Raw genomic sequence first — 15,795 nt, 5'->3', positions numbered from 1 at the left:
TGCTCTCCAACACTTTGGGAGGCGCACGTCCCCTGACGCAAAAGGGGAAGTCCCAAGAAATGAACGTCAAAAGCATTGCGCGTTGTTCATAAAGGAACTAAATTGCTTTCTAAGCAACGATGTGAGCTACCGCACATCGGATTGCGGGACCGGACCCCCGGCCCAGCGGACTAGCTCCAATCCCGGGTGAATCCGGGCCCGGCCGAGAGGCCCCCGTCTTTACCTTCAACCCAGTCCTGAACCAAACTTTCGAAAGGACCCCCTTATGAAGCGCATCGGAGTAGACGTCGGCGGTACATTCACCGACTTGTATTTCTCGGACGACGACCAGCGCATCGCCGTTGTGGAGAAGGTTCCCTCCACCCCGCACGATCCGTCTGAGGCCGTGATCAACGGCATCATAAAGCTCTGCGCGAAGGCCGGTGTGTCGCTTTCGGAGATCGACCAGCTGGTGCACGGAACCACTGTCGCCACCAACACCGCGCTGACGCACACGGGTGCGGAGGTCGGGATGATCACCACCGAGGGTTTCAGGGACATCCTGCACATCGCCCGTCACAAGAAGCCGTACAACTTCTCCCTCCAGCAGGATCTGCCCTGGCAGACCAAGCCCCTGATCAAGCGCCGCCACAGGCTCACCGTCAAGGAGCGCATCACCGCACCGAACGGCGAGGTCCTGGTTCCCCTGGACGAGGACGAGGTCCGTGAGCGCGTGCACGAGCTGAAGGCGGCCGGAGTCGAAGCCATCGCCGTCTGCCTGCTGCACTCGTATCTGAATCCCGCCCACGAGCAGCGGATCGGGGAAATCGTCGCGGAGGAGTTCCCTGAGGCCTACCTGTCCCTTTCCAGCGAGATCGTGCCCCTGTACCGGGAGTATGAGCGGTTTTCCACCACGGCGCTGAATGCCTATGTCGGGCCCCGGGTCTCCCGTTACCTCTACCGCCTGCAGGAGCAGGCAGAAGGATTGGGTTACAAGCGGGAGATCCTGCTGATGCAGTCGTCCGGCGGTATGGTCCCGATCAAGGAAGCCGCCAAGCGGCCCGTCACACTGATGATGTCCGGACCGGTCGGCGGCCTGATCGGCGGCATGTGGGCCGGTCGTCAGTCCGGCTTCGAGAACGTGGTCACTCTGGACATTGGGGGGACCTCAGCGGACATCGGTGTGGCCTACCAGGGTGAACTGCGCATGCGCCACCTGCTGGACACCAAGATCGGCGACCACCAGGCAATGGTCCCGATGGTGGACATCGACACCATCGGCGCAGGCGGCGGCTCCATCGCCTACGTCGACGCCGGCGGGGTCTTCCGCGTCGGTCCGCAGTCTGCCGGCGCCGTCCCGGGCCCGGTCTGCTACGGCCGCGGCGGGACGGAGCCGACATCAACTGACGCCCAGATGCTGCTGGGGCGCATGCGTCCTGACCGCGTCCTGGCAGGCTCAGGCATGGATCTGGATCTCGATGGCGCCCGAAAGGCCATGGAAGGTCTGGCGGAAAAACTCAACATGTCCGTGGACCAGGCCGCCCTCGGCGCGCTGCAGATCCAGAAGTTCGGCATGACCCAGGCGATCGAGCAGAACTCCGTACGCCGCGGCTACGATCCACGTGACTTCACCCTCGTCGCGGCAGGCGGCGCCGGCGCACTGTTCGCCTGCGAGATCGCCGCGGAGCTGGAGGTCCCGAAGGTGCTGATCCCGGCCCACCCGGGCATCATGGCTGCGACCGGCCTGCTGGCTACCGACGAGAAGTATGAGTTCGTCGCCACGAGGCGGTTCACGTTCGCCAGCGCGGACCCCGCCGCCATCCAGGGCTCCTATGAGCAACTGGAGCGCGAGGCCAACGCCCAACTCGATGCCGAGGATGTGCCAGCCGGACGCCGCAAGCTCGAATGGCTCGCCGACGCGCGCTACGAGGGCCAGGGGTACGAGATCCGCTTCACTGCGCCCGCCGGACCGGTTAACCAGGCCTGGCTGGAAAAGGCCGAGGCAGCCTTCCACGACGCCCACTTCGAGGAGTACGGGCACCGCTTCAAGAACGGCACTGTGGAAGTCATCAACATCCGCGTGGAGGCCAGCGCCCTGATGGATGACCTGCCCACGCCGGAAGCGATCAAGTCCGGTTCCCTCGATGACGCCCTGGTGGAAACCCGCCCGGTGACCTTCGAACAGGATGGCAAGCCGGTCACCTTGGACACCGGCTTCTACGACCGCGACAGGATGGGCGTGGGAATCACCTTCACCGGCCCCGCCATCATCGAGCAGTACGACTCCACCACAGTTATTCCTCCGGGATTCTCCGGAGCGGTGGACGCAGCCGGCAACCTCGTCATCGACTGCCCGGCCGCCACCCAGAGCGCCGAGAAACTGGCCACCCCGATCCTGATGCGCGTGATCGGCGGCGCCCTGAACTCCGCAGCCAAGGAAATGGCATCGGTGCTCTTCCGCATGGCCTACTCCTCGATCATCCGTGAGTCCGAGGACCTCGGTGCAGGGCTCTTCGACAAGGACGGCAACGTGCTGGCCGAGTCCGACTCCACGCCAATGTTCATGGGCTCGATGCCCAAGATCGTCAAGGGTGTGATCTCGGTCCTCGGCGACGACATCCACGACGGTGACATCATCCTGCACAACGATCCGTACCTCGGCGCCACGCACTCCCCCGACGTCGCGATCATCGAACCGATCTTCCACGACGGGGAACTCGTCGGCTTCGCCGGCGCCTCGGGCCAGCTGATCGACAACGGCGGTGCGTACTCCGGACTGATGGTGGACATCCAGGACATCCAGTCCGAAGGCACCATCTTCCGGGCAGTGAAGATTTCCGAGAAGGGCGTCCGCCAGGAATCGCTGATCCGGCACATCCTCAACAACACCCGGACACCCACCTCCAACGAGGGCGACTTCCAGGCGATGATCGCCGCCTGCGAGCTGGCCAAGTCCCGCTATACCGCCCTCATCGAGCGGTACGGCTTCGGCGCGGTCCGCGAAGCCGGCCAGAGCTGGATCGACTACTCGGAGCGGATGCTGCGCCAGGAGATCGCCAAGATCCCCGACGGCGTCTACGAGACCGAGGTCGGCTACCTGGACGACGACGGCCGCAACTACGGCAAGAAGCTGCCGATCGTCGTGAAGGTGATCATCGAGGGTGACGAGATCACCTACGACCTCACCGGATCCTCCGAACAGGTGCCCACCGCCTACAACTGCGCATTCGAGGGCACGACGGTCTCGGCATTCACGTTCATCACCCGGATGATATTCCTGGACGAGGTCGCCTTCCCCGTGTTCGTGCCCCAAAACGAGGGCATGCTCAAGCCGCTGAAGGTCATCGCCCCGGAGGGCACCATCTTCAACCCCACGTACCCGGCCGCAACCTTCTCGCGGTTCTCCCAGGTACAGCGGGCCGTCGACCTGGCCCTGCGGGCCCTCGCCCCCGTCATCCCCGAGCGCGTCACCGCCGGCAACTCCGCCCACATCCACTTCATCTCCTACTCCGGATGGGACGAGAAACAGGGCGAGTACTGGGTCTACCTCGAGGTCAACGAGGGCTCCTACGGCGCCCGCGCCACCAGCGACGGGCCGGACTCCGTAGACAACCTCATCGCCAACACCCGCAACAACCCGATCGAGGAGCTCGAGTGGCGGTTCCCGATGCGCACCGACCGCTACGAACTGCGCTCCGAGCCGGCGGCCGCCGGTGAATTCCGCGGCGGCATCGGCATCGTCCGGGAGAACACCTTCCTGACCGACACCGCGATCACCTGCGAGGGTGAACGCCACGAGTCGGACGTGCCATGGGGCGCCTTCGGCGGCCATGACGGCCTCAACGGCTCGCTCGTGAAGAACGTCGGCCGGGCGGGCGAGGAGTCCTGGCCGTCCAAGGTCACCGGACGTCAACTGCTGGCCGGTGACTCCCTGCAGATCACCGTGCCCAGCGGTGGTGGCTTCGGTGACCCGCACAAGCGGGACCCGCTGAAGGTCCTCGAGGACGTGCTGGACGGCTTCACGACCGCCGAGGCGGCCGCCCGTGACTACGGTGTGGTCCTCAAGGAGGTCAGCGGCCAACTCACGGTCGATCTGAGGTCAACCGCCGAACGCCGCGAGGTTTTGGTCGCCGAGCTCAGTTCCGCAACCTAAGCCAGTAAACGCAGTAAAAGGGGCGGCCTGGAGCCAGTTATTGACGCTGGTCTCCAGGCCGCCCCCTTCGTTCCCTACTGATCACACCCCCACCATCCCCGTGAATTAGGAACCGTTATGACCACTGCCCCAACCTTTCAATTTGTCGAGTCTGATGTCACGCCCAAGGACGTCCGGCTGGCCACCTGGATTTGCTTCTTCGCCTGGACCTTCGCCGTCTATGACTTCGTCCTGTTCGGCAACCTCCTGCCGGTGCTGGCCGCAGACCTCGGCTTGAGCGCGGCCCAGTCCACGGGGATCAATACCTGGGTGACCGCCGGCACTGCACTCGTGGCCTTCGGGATCGGCCCGATCGTCGACCGGATCGGCCGCCGCAAGGGCATCCTGATCGCCGTCGTCGGTGCCGCCGTCGCCTCACTGCTGACCGCCACTGTCGGCTGGGTTGTGGGCATCGCTGCCGGCCTGGGACTCGTCTTCCTGGTCCTCGTGCGTTCACTGGCCGGCCTCGGCTACGCCGAACAGGCCATCAACGCGGCCTACCTCAACGAGATGTTCGCCCACAACAGCGATCCCGCCAAGGCCCGCCGCCGCGGTCTCATCTACTCACTCGTCCAATCCGGCTGGCCGGTCGGCTCCGTACTTGCTGCCGGGTCCGTCTACCTGCTGTTCCCCATCGGCGGGTGGGCGCTCTGCTTCGCCGTCGCCGCCCTCCCCGCCGTCTTCATCGTCATCGCCGGACGCTGGCTCAAGGAGAGCCCCCAATTCGCCCACCGTCACCAGATCGACAAGATGATCAAGGACGGCCGGATCGAAGAGGCGCAGCAGCTCGGAAGCAAATACGGAATCGACGTCTCGGAGAAGGCCAGCCCACTCGTCTCGGTCTTCCGCGGAGAGTCGCTGAGGTCCACCCTGACGATCGGCGGAGCCTTCCTCCTGAACTGGCTCGGCGTCCTTGCATTCGCGATCCTCGGCACGTCGCTGCTTACCGCACCGGACGGCAAGAACATCGAGTTCGACAACGCGCTGCTGGTACTCATCATCTCCAATGCAACGGCCTTCGCCGGCTACCTGTTCCACGGCTGGCTCGGCGACCGGATCGGGCGCCGCAACGCGATCGGAATCGGCTGGATCCTGTGTTCCGCCTCCTTCTTCACCATGCTCCAGGCACCGAACGGGAACTTCCCGCTCATCATCGGGCTGTACAGCGCCGGGCTGTTCTTCCTCATCGGCCCCTTCTCCGCCCTGCTGTTCTTCACCGGCGAAAGCTTCCCCGTCCACACCCGGGCAACCGGAAGCTCCATCATCAACGCCTCCGGCCAGGTCGGAGCGATCATCGGCGGCCTGCTGATCACCGCCGCCCTCGCCGCCGGCGCCGGCTGGATCAACGCCACCCTATGGTGGGGCGTCCTCCCCATCCTGGCCTCCGGCCTGCTCATCTTCGCCGCCCGGAACGTCGACCCCAGCAACGTCCGCCAGGACTGACAGGGACGAACCCGCACCACAAACACCATCCGCACGGCGGGAACTCCCTGAACACCAGAGAGCTCCCGCCGTGCCTATGACTTTAATAAGGCAGGTTCCCTTATCGGGTGGACCACCTAACGGCGAGGTCCTCACCGCCCTCAAGCACTGGCGCTGACACCGCCTGATCCATGAATGCACCCCCGTCATCTACCGGTCCAGCGGGTTTGCTGCTGCACCGTTTCCCCGCCTGGGTGAGCAGGAGGTGGCATGCCGAGGTTGCCGAAGAGGGCTGACGGGCCGCTCGTTCCGCTAAGCTTCCTTGCGCAGCTTGGCCTGCTCCACCAGCTCGGTCATCCACGGCCGGTGCCCGCGGTGATGCCCCGACGCGTGCCGATAGCGGCTATCACGCAACGCGGAAGTGATCCGAAGGGGCCCATAGGTGGGCAGCATGGACGCTGCAACCGGGACGGGCAGGCGGTGACTCTGGGACAGCTTCAGCTCTGAGCTTGCTGGGTTTGGAAGATCCTGTCGCTGACACTATTGCCAAAACTATGGAACCGGCTTCCGTTGCCGTTGACCGTGCCGTCCAGGACGTTGAAGCTCCGTCCGGCAACCTGGCCTCGCTAGGACGTCCACTCTCCTCCCCAGCCCTGTCCACAACTGGCAACGTCAGGTCCGGAGGAAAACTAATTCATCGACGACGGCACCTTCTGCCCAGGATTCCAGTTCCTCCCGGCGGACAGCTCCGCCCGACGGCAGTTGAGCTCTTTGAACGCGCGATGGAACTGAAGATCCCGCACAACCACTTCACGGTCTGGATGGTCATCCCGCCCCGGGAACCAGGCGGATCTTGGCCCGTTGTTGCGAGAGTGGTTCAGTCGTTCAGATGGCACTCTTCAGCTACGGGGCGGGGATCCTGCTCGATTTCGTCGTACCGGGTAGTTTCAGCTTCAATGGCTACATGCCTCCCGTCTGGTCATTGCGCCAAAGCCTTCCCTCTGACGCATCATGGATTGCCGAGCTCCGCGCTCAAGTCATGCGTCCCGATCTCGAGCGCCTCGGACGCTGGGATCCGGTGCGCGTCAGACAGCGCTTCCTCACGGGCTTTCACCCGGCGCATACGTTTGTTATCGACGTCGGAGCCTCCGCGGCGGGTGTCATTGCTGTCCGCCCCGAATCGGATGAGAAATGGATCGAACACTTCTATCTGGCCCCCGAGTATCAAGGGCAGGGTCTGGGGAGCGCGGTGCTGCGCCACGTATTGGAGGCGAAGCGCGATCACCGGCCTTTCCGGCTCACCGTCCTCCAAGGCAGCCCGGCGAGACGCCTCTACGAACGCACCGGATTCGTCCACGAGCACGAGGATTCGATCGATGTCTTCCTCGTCGCCGAAACGGACCGGAAGGTCGTGCCCAGGAGAACCCGCTCCCGCTGAACGACCCGCTTATTGGACAGGCCAATGGTCAAGCAAACTCTCCGCAGTCCCCCGGAATTAGTGCCTCCGCCGCCTGCCGCGGGGATGCCGGCCGCCGGTCAGTGGCCGGTGCGCATCCGGTCACGTGCGCACCTCACAACGGCGGACAAGTCCAGCCCGTAGGTCGGCCCGTCGCCGGAACCGTACTCCTCTAGGCGGGCCGCACCGCGCTCGAGGAGCCGGATCGCACCAATGCTGTTCCCCCGGGCGGCGTGGGTGAGCCCGACGCAGATCTGGGCGAGACCTTGCCAAAGGTTGCGTTCTTCGGCCGGCCCGGCTTTCCACCGGGCCTCGAGTACCTCATGAGCGGCGAAGGGCCGGCCTGCCTCCACCAGACTCCGGGCCGCAACCAACGTCTCCGCCGGCGGCAGCGGCTCCTCCGAGACCGGCTCGACGCCAACGCTCCCGTACGCCAGCGGCCGGCCAAGAGCGTCACGCGGCCGGGCCTGCCGCGGGCGCCTTGCAGCATCCCGATCCCTGTCACCCGTCATTGCCGTCTCCGCCCTGAGCGTGCCCGGAGCCTACCGACCTTCATACGCCCAATCCTAAGACCCGGCCCTTCGAACATCCGCTCCGCCGCTAGGATGCCGTCGGGACAGCGGCCGCGAGAGAAGAAATGATCACTGCTGGTCGCAAGCGGCGCAATCTGGCATGCCGACCCGCGAAGGTACGTCAACTGGATCGTTTCACGGCGCTCGATTGGTGCCTGGGCCGATCGGGTGACGGCGTCCTCATCAGATGAACAGGAACTTGGGAGAGCGCGCACCATGAGCAACGAATGAACAGCCCCCGACGTTGCAGTGGACGTCCGGTTCACCCTGGCCGGTACACCCCTGACCGTCCGGCATAACGGCCAGGGGCTGGAAACCTGCGAGTGGCTCCCGACGCCTCACTGGCCCCACGGCGCGCTGGCGTTGCTGTTGCCACGGAATTTTCCGAAGAGGATCCTCAATGTCATAGGACTCCACGGTGTACGTCAAGACCGAAGCCATGACCATTGTCAGCACCGTAGACACGATCCCAGCGGTGAAGGGTTTGACTATGGCCGCCAGCACGCTCGAAATAGGGCGGACTGCTTTCGGGAGACAGGCATGGGCGAATGCGTTTGCCGAGCTGTCAGCCGCAGACCGTGGCGTGCGGTTGGAACCCGATGATCTCGAATTGCTCGCCACGTCAGCCTACTTGATAGGCAGGGACGACGTCGGCGAACAGGTCCTGGCACGCGCGCACCGAGAGCGATTGCGTCGTGCGGATCGCTCCGGCGCAGCCCGGTGCGGGGTTTGGCTCGCAATACACCTCGTGCTGGGCGGCGAGAACGCCCGGGCCGGGGCCTGGCTCGCGCGCGCCCGCCGATTGCTCGACGACGTCGGACATGACTGTGCCGAGCAGGGATACGTCCTAGTGTTGGCCGGACTCGAAAGCCTGGCGGAGGGCAACGTACCAACTGCGCGCGCCACGTTCAGCCTTGCCGCTGACTCAGGCGACCGCTTCCGTGACCCCGATCTGATGGCGCTGGCCCGGCTCGGGCTCGCGCAGTCCCTGGTAGGTGCGCGTGAAACGACCCGGGCCGTAGAGTTGCTGGACGAAATTATCGTCCCTGTCACTGCCGGGGAAGTGTCCCCAGTCGCTGCCGGAATCGTATATTGCGCCGTGATCGAGGCGTGTTTTGACGTGTTCGACCTGCCTCGGGCGCAGGACTGGACGGCGGCTCTCAGCCGCTGGTGCGCGGCCCAACCGGATTTGGTCCCGTACAGAGGGCAGTGCCAAGTGCACCGGGCCCAGATCCTGCAACTCCATGGTGCCTGGACGGATGCCGTGATTGCCGTACAGGCCGCCTGCAGGCGGCTGGCCGACCCGCCGGACCAGCCCGCACTCGGCGCAGCGTACTACCAACTGGGCGAACTGCATCGCCTGTGCGGCGAATATGCAAAGGCCGAGGCGGCCTACTTGCATGCCAGCCGATGGGTGCGGGACCCGCAGCCAGGACTCGCGCTGCTTCGGCTTGTCCAAGGGCAAATCGAGGCGGCTGCCGCGGCCATTCGCCGGTCGCTTAGCGAAGCAGGGAACAGTGTGGACCGCGCCAAGCTGCTCGGCCCTTGTGTCGATATTATGCTCGCGGCAGGTGATGTGCCGGCCGCCCGGGCGGCGACCGACGAACTCCAGGGAATCGCGGAGGGATTCGGCGGGTCGTGGCTAGGCGCGCAGGCGGCGCAGGCCTCTGGAGCCGTACTCGTCGCAGAGGGGCATTCGCAGTCTGCAATGGCGGCGTTGCGCCGCGCCTGGACGGACTGGCAGGAACTCGACGCACCATATGAAGCGGCCCGTGTCCGGGTCCTGATGGGACTGGCATGCAGCGGCCTCGGAGACGAACACTCGGCGGAAATGGAGTTCGACGCCGCCCGGTGGGTGTTTCAAGAGCTGGGCGCCCTGCCGGATGTGGCCAGGATAGACACGTTGCAGCCAGGAGTTGGCCACGGGAGCGAAATCCCGCTGACGGTCCGCGAGAGGGAGGTGCTGCGCCTGGTCGCGAGCGGGCAAACGAACCGGGCGATTGCTGCCGACTTGTTCCTGAGCGAGCGGACAGTGGCACGCCACGTCAGCAACATTTTCACCAAGCTAGACCTATCATCACGCTCTCAAGCTACTGCCTTCGCCTACGAGCATGGACTCATTCAGGGCGGTAAGCCCGTGGCCTGAATTACCGGGTGCGGAATTGGGCAATTCTACCGATGCGCCGCGTGGCCACCGCTGCCTAATCTCGTGTGCACAAGCAGCAGCGACACAAGCCTGAATGGAGCGAAACAATGTCAAGGCACCTGGTGGAAAGGGAGTCCAACGGCGGGCGAACCGTGATCGCCGGACTCGACGGCGGCGCGGTTCACCTGAAGGACGACCAACTGGAGGGACTGGCCTCCGGCATTGGACGGCCGCTCCTGCGGCCCGGCGTTGACGGCTGGGCGGCAGCGGTCATGCTGTGGAACGCCGATGTGGCCAAGGCCCCCGCGCTGGTGGTCCAGGCCGCGTCTGCACAGGACGTCGCGGCTGCCGTCTCCTTTGCCCGGGACAACCGCCTGCTGCTCAGCATCAAGGGCGGCGGCCACAATATCGCCGGAACAGCCGTGGCCGAAGGTGGATTGATGCTCGACATGTCCGGAATGAACGCCGTCAGCGTCGATCCGGAAGCCCGGCTCGCACGGGTCGGTCCGGGATGTCTGCTGCAGGACGTGGACCGGGCCACACAGGAATACGGGTTGGCGACCGTGCTTGGCTTCATCTCCGAGGTTGGCGTCGCAGGACTGGCCCTCGGTGGCGGCCTCGGCTATCTGACCCGCCGATTCGGCTGGACGGTCGACAATTTGGAAGAGGTCGAAATCGTTACAGCTGACGGTCAGATCCGCACCGCCAACCGTGCCGAAAACGCCGACCTGTTTTGGGGGGTGCGCGGAGCCGGGGCCAACCTCGGAGTCGTCACCCGCTTCACGTTCCGGCTGCATGCCGTCGGCCCAATCGTGTTCGGGGGCTTCATCGCCTGGCCCTCCGAGCGGACAGATGAGATCCTCCGCGCCTACCGGACAATGACGGGCGACGCGCCCCGGGAGCTTGCCGTGTGGCTGCTCCTCATGCAGGCGCCACCGGAGCCGTTCATCCCGCTGGAGTGGCAGGGCAGGAAGATCTGTGCCATGACCGTCTGCTACACCGGTGAGCTTGACCGCGTCGACGAGGTGCTCGCGCCGATCCGCGCGCTCGGCAAACCCATCGTGGACCTGCTTTGCGAGCAGCCGTATACCCAGATCCAGTCCTACCTCGACGACGGTGAGCCCAAGGGCCTGCACTATTACTGGAAGACCGAGTTCGTCGCCGCTCTCAGCGACGGGCTCCTCGCGACCGTCGTGGACCAGTTCGCCGAGTGTCCGGTCCCGGGCGCGGAGCTGGGGTTCCTCCACCTCGGCGGAGCGCTCAACGAACGCGCCGAGGACGACGGCGCGGTCGGGAACCGGAACGCGCAGTATGTGCTCGGCGTCAACGGCATGTGGGAGCCGAACGAGCCCCGGGCGGACGCGTACCGCCAGTGGATCCGCGACGCCTGGCAGCGGCAGCGCCCCTTCGCGACCGGCCGCACTTACATCAACTTCCAGACCGCAGACGACAGCCAGGAGCGTGTCCGCGCGAGCTACGGCGCAAACTACGCGCGGCTCGTGGACATCAAACGCAGATATGACCCGGGAAACCAGTTCCGGGTGAACCGCAACGTCGTACCCACAGCCGTTCCGGAAAGCGGATGACGGGCGGGGCGCTGGTCATGCGCGGCGGCAGTGTGGCCCGCGGTGGAAATCAACTGCCTGCTGCCGGCTAGGGCGAGCCCCGCTACGCCCCCGGGGCCGCCATGGGTCGAAAGCCGCGATTTGGCATACAACCAGGCCACGACTCCGGCATCGCCCAAAGGTCGATGCGGACGTTGTCGGGAGGACTTCGTCCAACAATCGCACTCACCACGCCGCTTCTTCATGCAGTCGCGTCAGGGCGTACGGCCCCCGCACCAGTCGGAGGTCCACCGCCGCCCCGTAAGCCGGTCCGCCACCACAACATATCCTGCCCGTTCCCCCCACCGCGAAAAATCCCATTCAGATACCGGGCTCACAAGTTGGCGCGTGCCCCGCCCGGGCCTGCGCGAAGCCTCGCCGCGGTCAGTGATGGCGCCACGCCTGTCATCACCAAACTCGACAGGCTCGCCCGATCCCTCCCGGAACACCTGCGCCTAACGGGTCGGACCAAGTTGACTGAGCCGCCCCTGAGCCGTCGTCAGCGGCCCCGAATCGGACAGGGAGACAGCCCTATCCCCGGAACGGCGCGTTCCCCTTCTGGAGGGCTATCGGACGAGCGGGAATTCGTCAGCGCCGCAATCCACGAGTGTTTCGGCGATGGCCTGATCGAGGGGTGTTCCCTCTTCGGTCAGCGGACGTCCATCGGGGCGGCCGTACATGTACACGTTCTCCATGCTGACCAGACGGGCGCCGGTGCCTTCGGCGGCGGCCAGTACCCCGGACTGCAGGGCTTAGAACTGTGTGTTCCACTCAGGGTATGGCGGGTTCAGGGTCTGATAAACGACGGCGCCCCGCGGGCTGCTTCGGCGGCGAATGCGGTATCGCTGGCGTCCCCGGCGGCAACTTCCACGTCGTTGGGACCGCGTGCTCGTCCTGACCAGTTCACGAGCCGGACGGTCCGGCCGCGGCTCCGGAGGGCGTCGTACGTGGCGAGCCCGATGGCTTCGGTACCGAAGATGACGTGCAGTCCCGTGCTCACGCTGCTGCTACCCCGGCCGTCTCGCCGGGGCGCTGTTCCACGGCGGGCCGGCGAGACCACGATGCTGACGCCGAGTGCAGCCACCCACAACCCCCAGCCGGTGCTGCCGAGGAGGCCCGCAAGGTCCCAGACGGGGAAGCCCGGGAGTGCGGTGGCAATGATGTCGCCCTGATTCAGCAGGTAGATCATGCTGACGGCGAGTCCGACGGCACCGAGCCAGCGCGGAAGGACCCCGCTGCGCAGGATGATCACGCAGAGTGTGACCGACCACGCGATGACAAGCAACTGACCCAGATGCTCCCCCGGCAGCGCTCCGCCGAACTGATGTTGGGCGGTCCAGGCGGCGTCCACGGCCGCCCGTGTCGTGGCGTCGCCGCTGACATAGGAGCCGGCCAGGGGCGGAACGACGAACACCCAACGCAGGAATCCTATGAGAGACAGCAGCACCGAGGCGGCACCTGCGTACGTGGCGACCCGCAGGACCGGATCCTGGCGGAGGCCGAGCGCCGCGGGCAGTAGCAGAACCGGTACGGCAAGGAGCCCGTACGCCCAGGCCGTCGCAAACCAGATCCAGACCAACCTGGGACCGTCGGCTGCGAATGCCGCCAGCACCACGCTGGCCGGCTCCCGCAGGATGTCCGGCCAGTCAAACGTTACCGAACGTGTGGTGGCTGCCGCGGCGAACGCGAGGGCGCACACAACGAACAATCCGCCCGTCACCCAGCGAAGGTTCCTGTCCGAGTACGTGAATGTCACGACGGTCAATGTTCAACATCCAGTTTCCGGCCGGGCATAAGTCAGTCCAGTATTTCCATCTGGAAGCCGCCGCCGCGGCGCCGGACCCTGGTGCGCGGATACACCTCCAGGGGCACGTCACCGAGTTGTTCGGTTGACGCCGAGGCGTACATCCACACACATTGGCCGGGTGGACATAGAGGAAGCCGCATTCAACGCAGGCCCCATCATCCTGCCTCCGCCGGCATCACGGTAGCTCTGCGCCGGGACGCTGACAAGGACACGGCACACCTCGGCCAATTGGCTCCGCCCTCGCGCACCCCCCGCTGCCGCCGTCCCGAAAATCGGCAAGTCGGCGGTGTTCCCCGGGGCACTCTGGAAGGCCTGCCTTTCAGGGCTGTGTTGCGTCGAAGAAACGCTCGTCCGGTCCGGTTGCCGTGATCTGGCCTGCCCGGGACCGGATAAAATCGCGGTCTTCCTGTGAGAGCGTAATCTCGCCGTGCTGGTCACAGTCGGCGCTTCCGCCGGTCGCCTCACAGATGGTGGCCACCATCGTGCGCGGGAGGATCAGGCATCCCGGGTTGTCGACCAGCCATTGCCGCGTTTCGGGCCTGAGCCTGTGCCAGTTGTCCTTGACGATCATCTCCATCGATGCTGCCTTCCTGTGGTGGCCACGGCCGAAGCGCCAGGTCCGGGTAGTGGATCGTGCTCAGCCTACGCCCCGCGATCGGAGAATGACACGGCGCTCGGAGCTGAATGGTCGCATGGAGGGAACGGACTTACCGGCACGTACAGAGGCTGATCCTCGAGCGTGGAAGCTTGAATGCAGTGGCGGCCACGATGACTCCGGCGCCGAATTCAACAGCCACCTCAGAGGTGGCGGAGGAAGGGCGCGCGGCTCGAATAGGCGCTCTAAATGGACAGCCTGACCTATGCAGTGCGGGCAGCGTGAATGCTCAACCGAGGTAACCCCGCCGATTCCGCAGGCCGCGCCAATCGCCACGACCTGTGTCTCAATCGGCGGCTGAGCGAACGACACACCACTCGTTGCCTTCCGGATCCTGCAAGACCTGGAATGTGCCCACTGAATCGGCATGGATTGCGCCAACCATTACAGCGCCAAGGGCTACCGCCGCAGTGGCAGCGCCAGGCACGTCATCCACGTGCACATCTATATGGAGGCGGTTCTTCACCTGCTTCGTCTCGGGCACGCGCTGGAAGGCTAATCGCGTCCATCCCGGCGGATCGATGAACGACCATTCATTGCTTCGATGCACGGGAGTTCCGCCAAGGACAGTGGCCCAGAACTCAGCGAGTGTGGCTGGATCTTGGCAATCCACCACTACCTCGTCAACGCTTCCAATCATTTTCGGAGCATACCTGAGCAACGCGTCCGCCGGTGTCCGACCCACAAACGACCACGTCCGAAGCCGAAAGTGTGGACAACGAACACACCCCCAAAATTGTCCTTCTGAGCACGCCGAACGCCTCCCGCACTCCCCATTGAGGGGCGCGGTTCTCCTTTGACCTGGCAAGAGTGGGGACTTCCCATACGGGTTCACGCCGTCCAAGTTTCTAGGGCACGGCACCCCGCAATCAACGGAGCTTTCAACGACTGGGAAGCCGAACTGACAACGAACAACTCCATGGCCACGACACCTCCTTCGCGCAGCCCATGAGCTCCCGCCGGGCTCTTTGCCGGGACCTGCTGCGGTGCCAGTTCCGGGTGGTGCAGGTCCCAGGCGGGGCGTTCGGGCTCACCGTTTCCCGCATGCCGGTCCCCCATCGCGACATCCTCGGCCCGCACTGGCTCTGCGAGAAAATCCGACACAGTTGCTGGGACCCTTGATTCTCGTACATCCCGCCCGCAATACTGTCCCGCTCTACTTGGACAATCGCGATAGTTGCACCTGCCCGCGCAGATCTCCGGCTACGCCCGGGTCTCCACCAACCAACAAGACCTAACAACGCAGCGCAAGGCACTTACGAGTCTGGGCGTCCTCGAGGGCCTAATCAATGGTGACCACGGCGTGACCGGAGAACGGGAACGGCCGGGACTGAACGAAGCCCTGGCGGCCGTCCGGGCCGGCGGCACCCTGATCGTCACCAAACTCGATAGGTTCGCCCGGCCCCTACCCGATGCTCGAGAACATCATCGAGGACAGGAGTTCCGGCCGCCGACAGGGACGATCATGAGAATTTGATCCCAAGTCACAGCAAGTCATGCAGTTTCCAAGCGCTCCCAGCCATGAAGGTGAACCCAGCAACACCGCTGTCCACGTCAAAAGAAGGAGCCGCCAGACCGCAACGGCCACCAACAAAAATGGGCCCCGGGGCCCATAAAGGAGATTTGTACACATTCAGAGGACCACAAGCCCCTGAACAGTGAAAACACGTGCCCGAGGTGGGACTCGAACCGCATTCCCTCCCACGCAAACACTGGACTCCCCCGGAAACATGCGGAATCCGACCCGAACCGACCTAGGTACGACCCAGTCCGACGTGTTATGTCGCAGGACATAGGTGACAGTTCTTTGTCAGGTCAATGGTGACAGTTCCGAGGTTTGGGCCGCCTCGGAGTTCTCGGACAGTGGACCCCCTTAAAATCGGGGGACTACTGAAATGAGGAATGTGCAGAATGCCTGCATCACGTCGCCGGTTCAGCCAGGAGTTCAAGGACCAGCTGTGC

Annotated in this window: 9 protein-coding genes and 1 pseudogene; 6 read left to right on the top strand and 4 right to left on the bottom strand. The window is 64.8% G+C overall.

Going from position 1 to position 15,795, the window contains the following annotated elements; genetic code table 11:
- Window positions 1-265 precede the first annotated feature (265 nt).
- The 3 genes from MRBLAR12_RS11740 to MRBLAR12_RS11730 all read left to right on the top strand — a co-directional run bounded on the left by MRBLAR12_RS11740 (window position 266) and on the right by MRBLAR12_RS11730 (window position 7,031).
- Window positions 266-4,132, top strand: coding sequence for a hydantoinase B/oxoprolinase family protein (locus MRBLAR12_RS11740; protein WP_364746201.1), 3,867 nt, complete (start codon window positions 266-268; stop codon window positions 4,130-4,132).
- A 117-nt stretch (window positions 4,133-4,249) separates the two neighbouring features.
- The gene (locus MRBLAR12_RS11735; protein ID WP_229994290.1) at window positions 4,250-5,614 is read left to right on the top strand and encodes an MFS transporter; all 1,365 of its coding nucleotides are present in this window, start codon (window positions 4,250-4,252) and stop codon (window positions 5,612-5,614) included.
- Window positions 5,615-6,482: 868 nt separating this feature from the next.
- On the top strand, window positions 6,483-7,031 hold the full coding sequence (locus tag MRBLAR12_RS11730; RefSeq protein WP_414645504.1) for a GNAT family N-acetyltransferase: 549 nt from the start codon (window positions 6,483-6,485) through the stop codon (window positions 7,029-7,031).
- A gap of 98 nt (window positions 7,032-7,129) precedes the next feature.
- On the opposite strand, the gene MRBLAR12_RS11725 is transcribed toward MRBLAR12_RS11730, so the two are convergent.
- Complete coding sequence (locus MRBLAR12_RS11725; protein WP_229994289.1) at window positions 7,130-7,561, bottom strand: DUF309 domain-containing protein; 432 nt, start codon at window positions 7,559-7,561, stop codon at window positions 7,130-7,132.
- Between the two features lie 478 nt (window positions 7,562-8,039).
- Between MRBLAR12_RS11725 and MRBLAR12_RS11720 the strand changes: the two genes are divergently transcribed.
- Both MRBLAR12_RS11720 and MRBLAR12_RS11715 read left to right on the top strand, forming a co-directional pair.
- On the top strand, window positions 8,040-9,767 hold the full coding sequence (locus tag MRBLAR12_RS11720) for a helix-turn-helix transcriptional regulator (RefSeq protein ID WP_364746196.1): 1,728 nt from the start codon (window positions 8,040-8,042) through the stop codon (window positions 9,765-9,767).
- Between the two features lie 107 nt (window positions 9,768-9,874).
- Window positions 9,875-11,353, top strand: a complete 1,479-nt coding sequence (locus tag MRBLAR12_RS11715) for an FAD-binding oxidoreductase (protein ID WP_364746193.1) — start codon at window positions 9,875-9,877, stop codon at window positions 11,351-11,353.
- Window positions 11,354-12,158: 805 nt separating this feature from the next.
- On the opposite strand, the gene MRBLAR12_RS11710 is transcribed toward MRBLAR12_RS11715, so the two are convergent.
- The 3 genes from MRBLAR12_RS11710 to MRBLAR12_RS11700 all read right to left on the bottom strand — a co-directional run bounded on the left by MRBLAR12_RS11710 (window position 12,159) and on the right by MRBLAR12_RS11700 (window position 14,473).
- Window positions 12,159-13,127 carry a DUF4386 domain-containing protein gene (locus MRBLAR12_RS11710; protein WP_364746190.1) on the bottom strand — a complete coding sequence of 323 codons (969 nt, stop codon included), beginning with the start codon at window positions 13,125-13,127 and terminating at the stop codon, window positions 12,159-12,161.
- A 370-nt stretch (window positions 13,128-13,497) separates the two neighbouring features.
- Window positions 13,498-13,755 carry a hypothetical protein gene (locus MRBLAR12_RS11705; protein WP_229996170.1) on the bottom strand — a complete coding sequence of 86 codons (258 nt, stop codon included), beginning with the start codon at window positions 13,753-13,755 and terminating at the stop codon, window positions 13,498-13,500.
- A 364-nt stretch (window positions 13,756-14,119) separates the two neighbouring features.
- Window positions 14,120-14,473: a VOC family protein gene (locus MRBLAR12_RS11700; RefSeq protein WP_364746187.1), complete on the bottom strand. Its 354-nt coding sequence runs from the start codon at window positions 14,471-14,473 to the stop codon at window positions 14,120-14,122.
- 543 nt (window positions 14,474-15,016) lie between these two features.
- Between MRBLAR12_RS11700 and MRBLAR12_RS11695 the strand changes: the two are divergent.
- Window positions 15,017-15,256: pseudogene (locus MRBLAR12_RS11695) on the top strand (recombinase family protein); the annotation flags it as partial.
- Between the last annotated feature and the right edge of the window lie 539 nt (window positions 15,257-15,795).

Source organism: Arthrobacter sp. LAR12-1-1.1, from assembly GCF_040676555.1.
Taxonomy (GTDB): domain Bacteria; phylum Actinomycetota; class Actinomycetes; order Actinomycetales; family Micrococcaceae; genus Arthrobacter.
The sequence above is the reverse complement of the archived record's forward strand: the minus strand, read 5'-3'. Positions and strand labels throughout refer to the sequence as shown.

What these genes read in the sequence shown, in the direction of transcription:
- MRBLAR12_RS11725 (WP_229994289.1), bottom strand. Translation starts at nt 7,561, where the DNA reads ATGACGGGTGACAGGGATCGGGATGCTGCAAGGCGCCCGCGGCAGGCC.
- MRBLAR12_RS11715 (WP_364746193.1), top strand. Translation starts at nt 9,875, where the DNA reads ATGTCAAGGCACCTGGTGGAAAGGGAGTCCAACGGCGGGCGAACCGTG.
- MRBLAR12_RS11735 (WP_229994290.1), top strand. Translation starts at nt 4,250, where the DNA reads ATGACCACTGCCCCAACCTTTCAATTTGTCGAGTCTGATGTCACGCCC.
- MRBLAR12_RS11705 (WP_229996170.1), bottom strand. Translation starts at nt 13,755, where the DNA reads ATGGAGATGATCGTCAAGGACAACTGGCACAGGCTCAGGCCCGAAACG.
- MRBLAR12_RS11700 (WP_364746187.1), bottom strand. Translation starts at nt 14,473, where the DNA reads ATGATTGGAAGCGTTGACGAGGTAGTGGTGGATTGCCAAGATCCAGCC.
- MRBLAR12_RS11730 (WP_414645504.1), top strand. Translation starts at nt 6,483, where the DNA reads ATGGCACTCTTCAGCTACGGGGCGGGGATCCTGCTCGATTTCGTCGTA.
- MRBLAR12_RS11740 (WP_364746201.1), top strand. Translation starts at nt 266, where the DNA reads ATGAAGCGCATCGGAGTAGACGTCGGCGGTACATTCACCGACTTGTAT.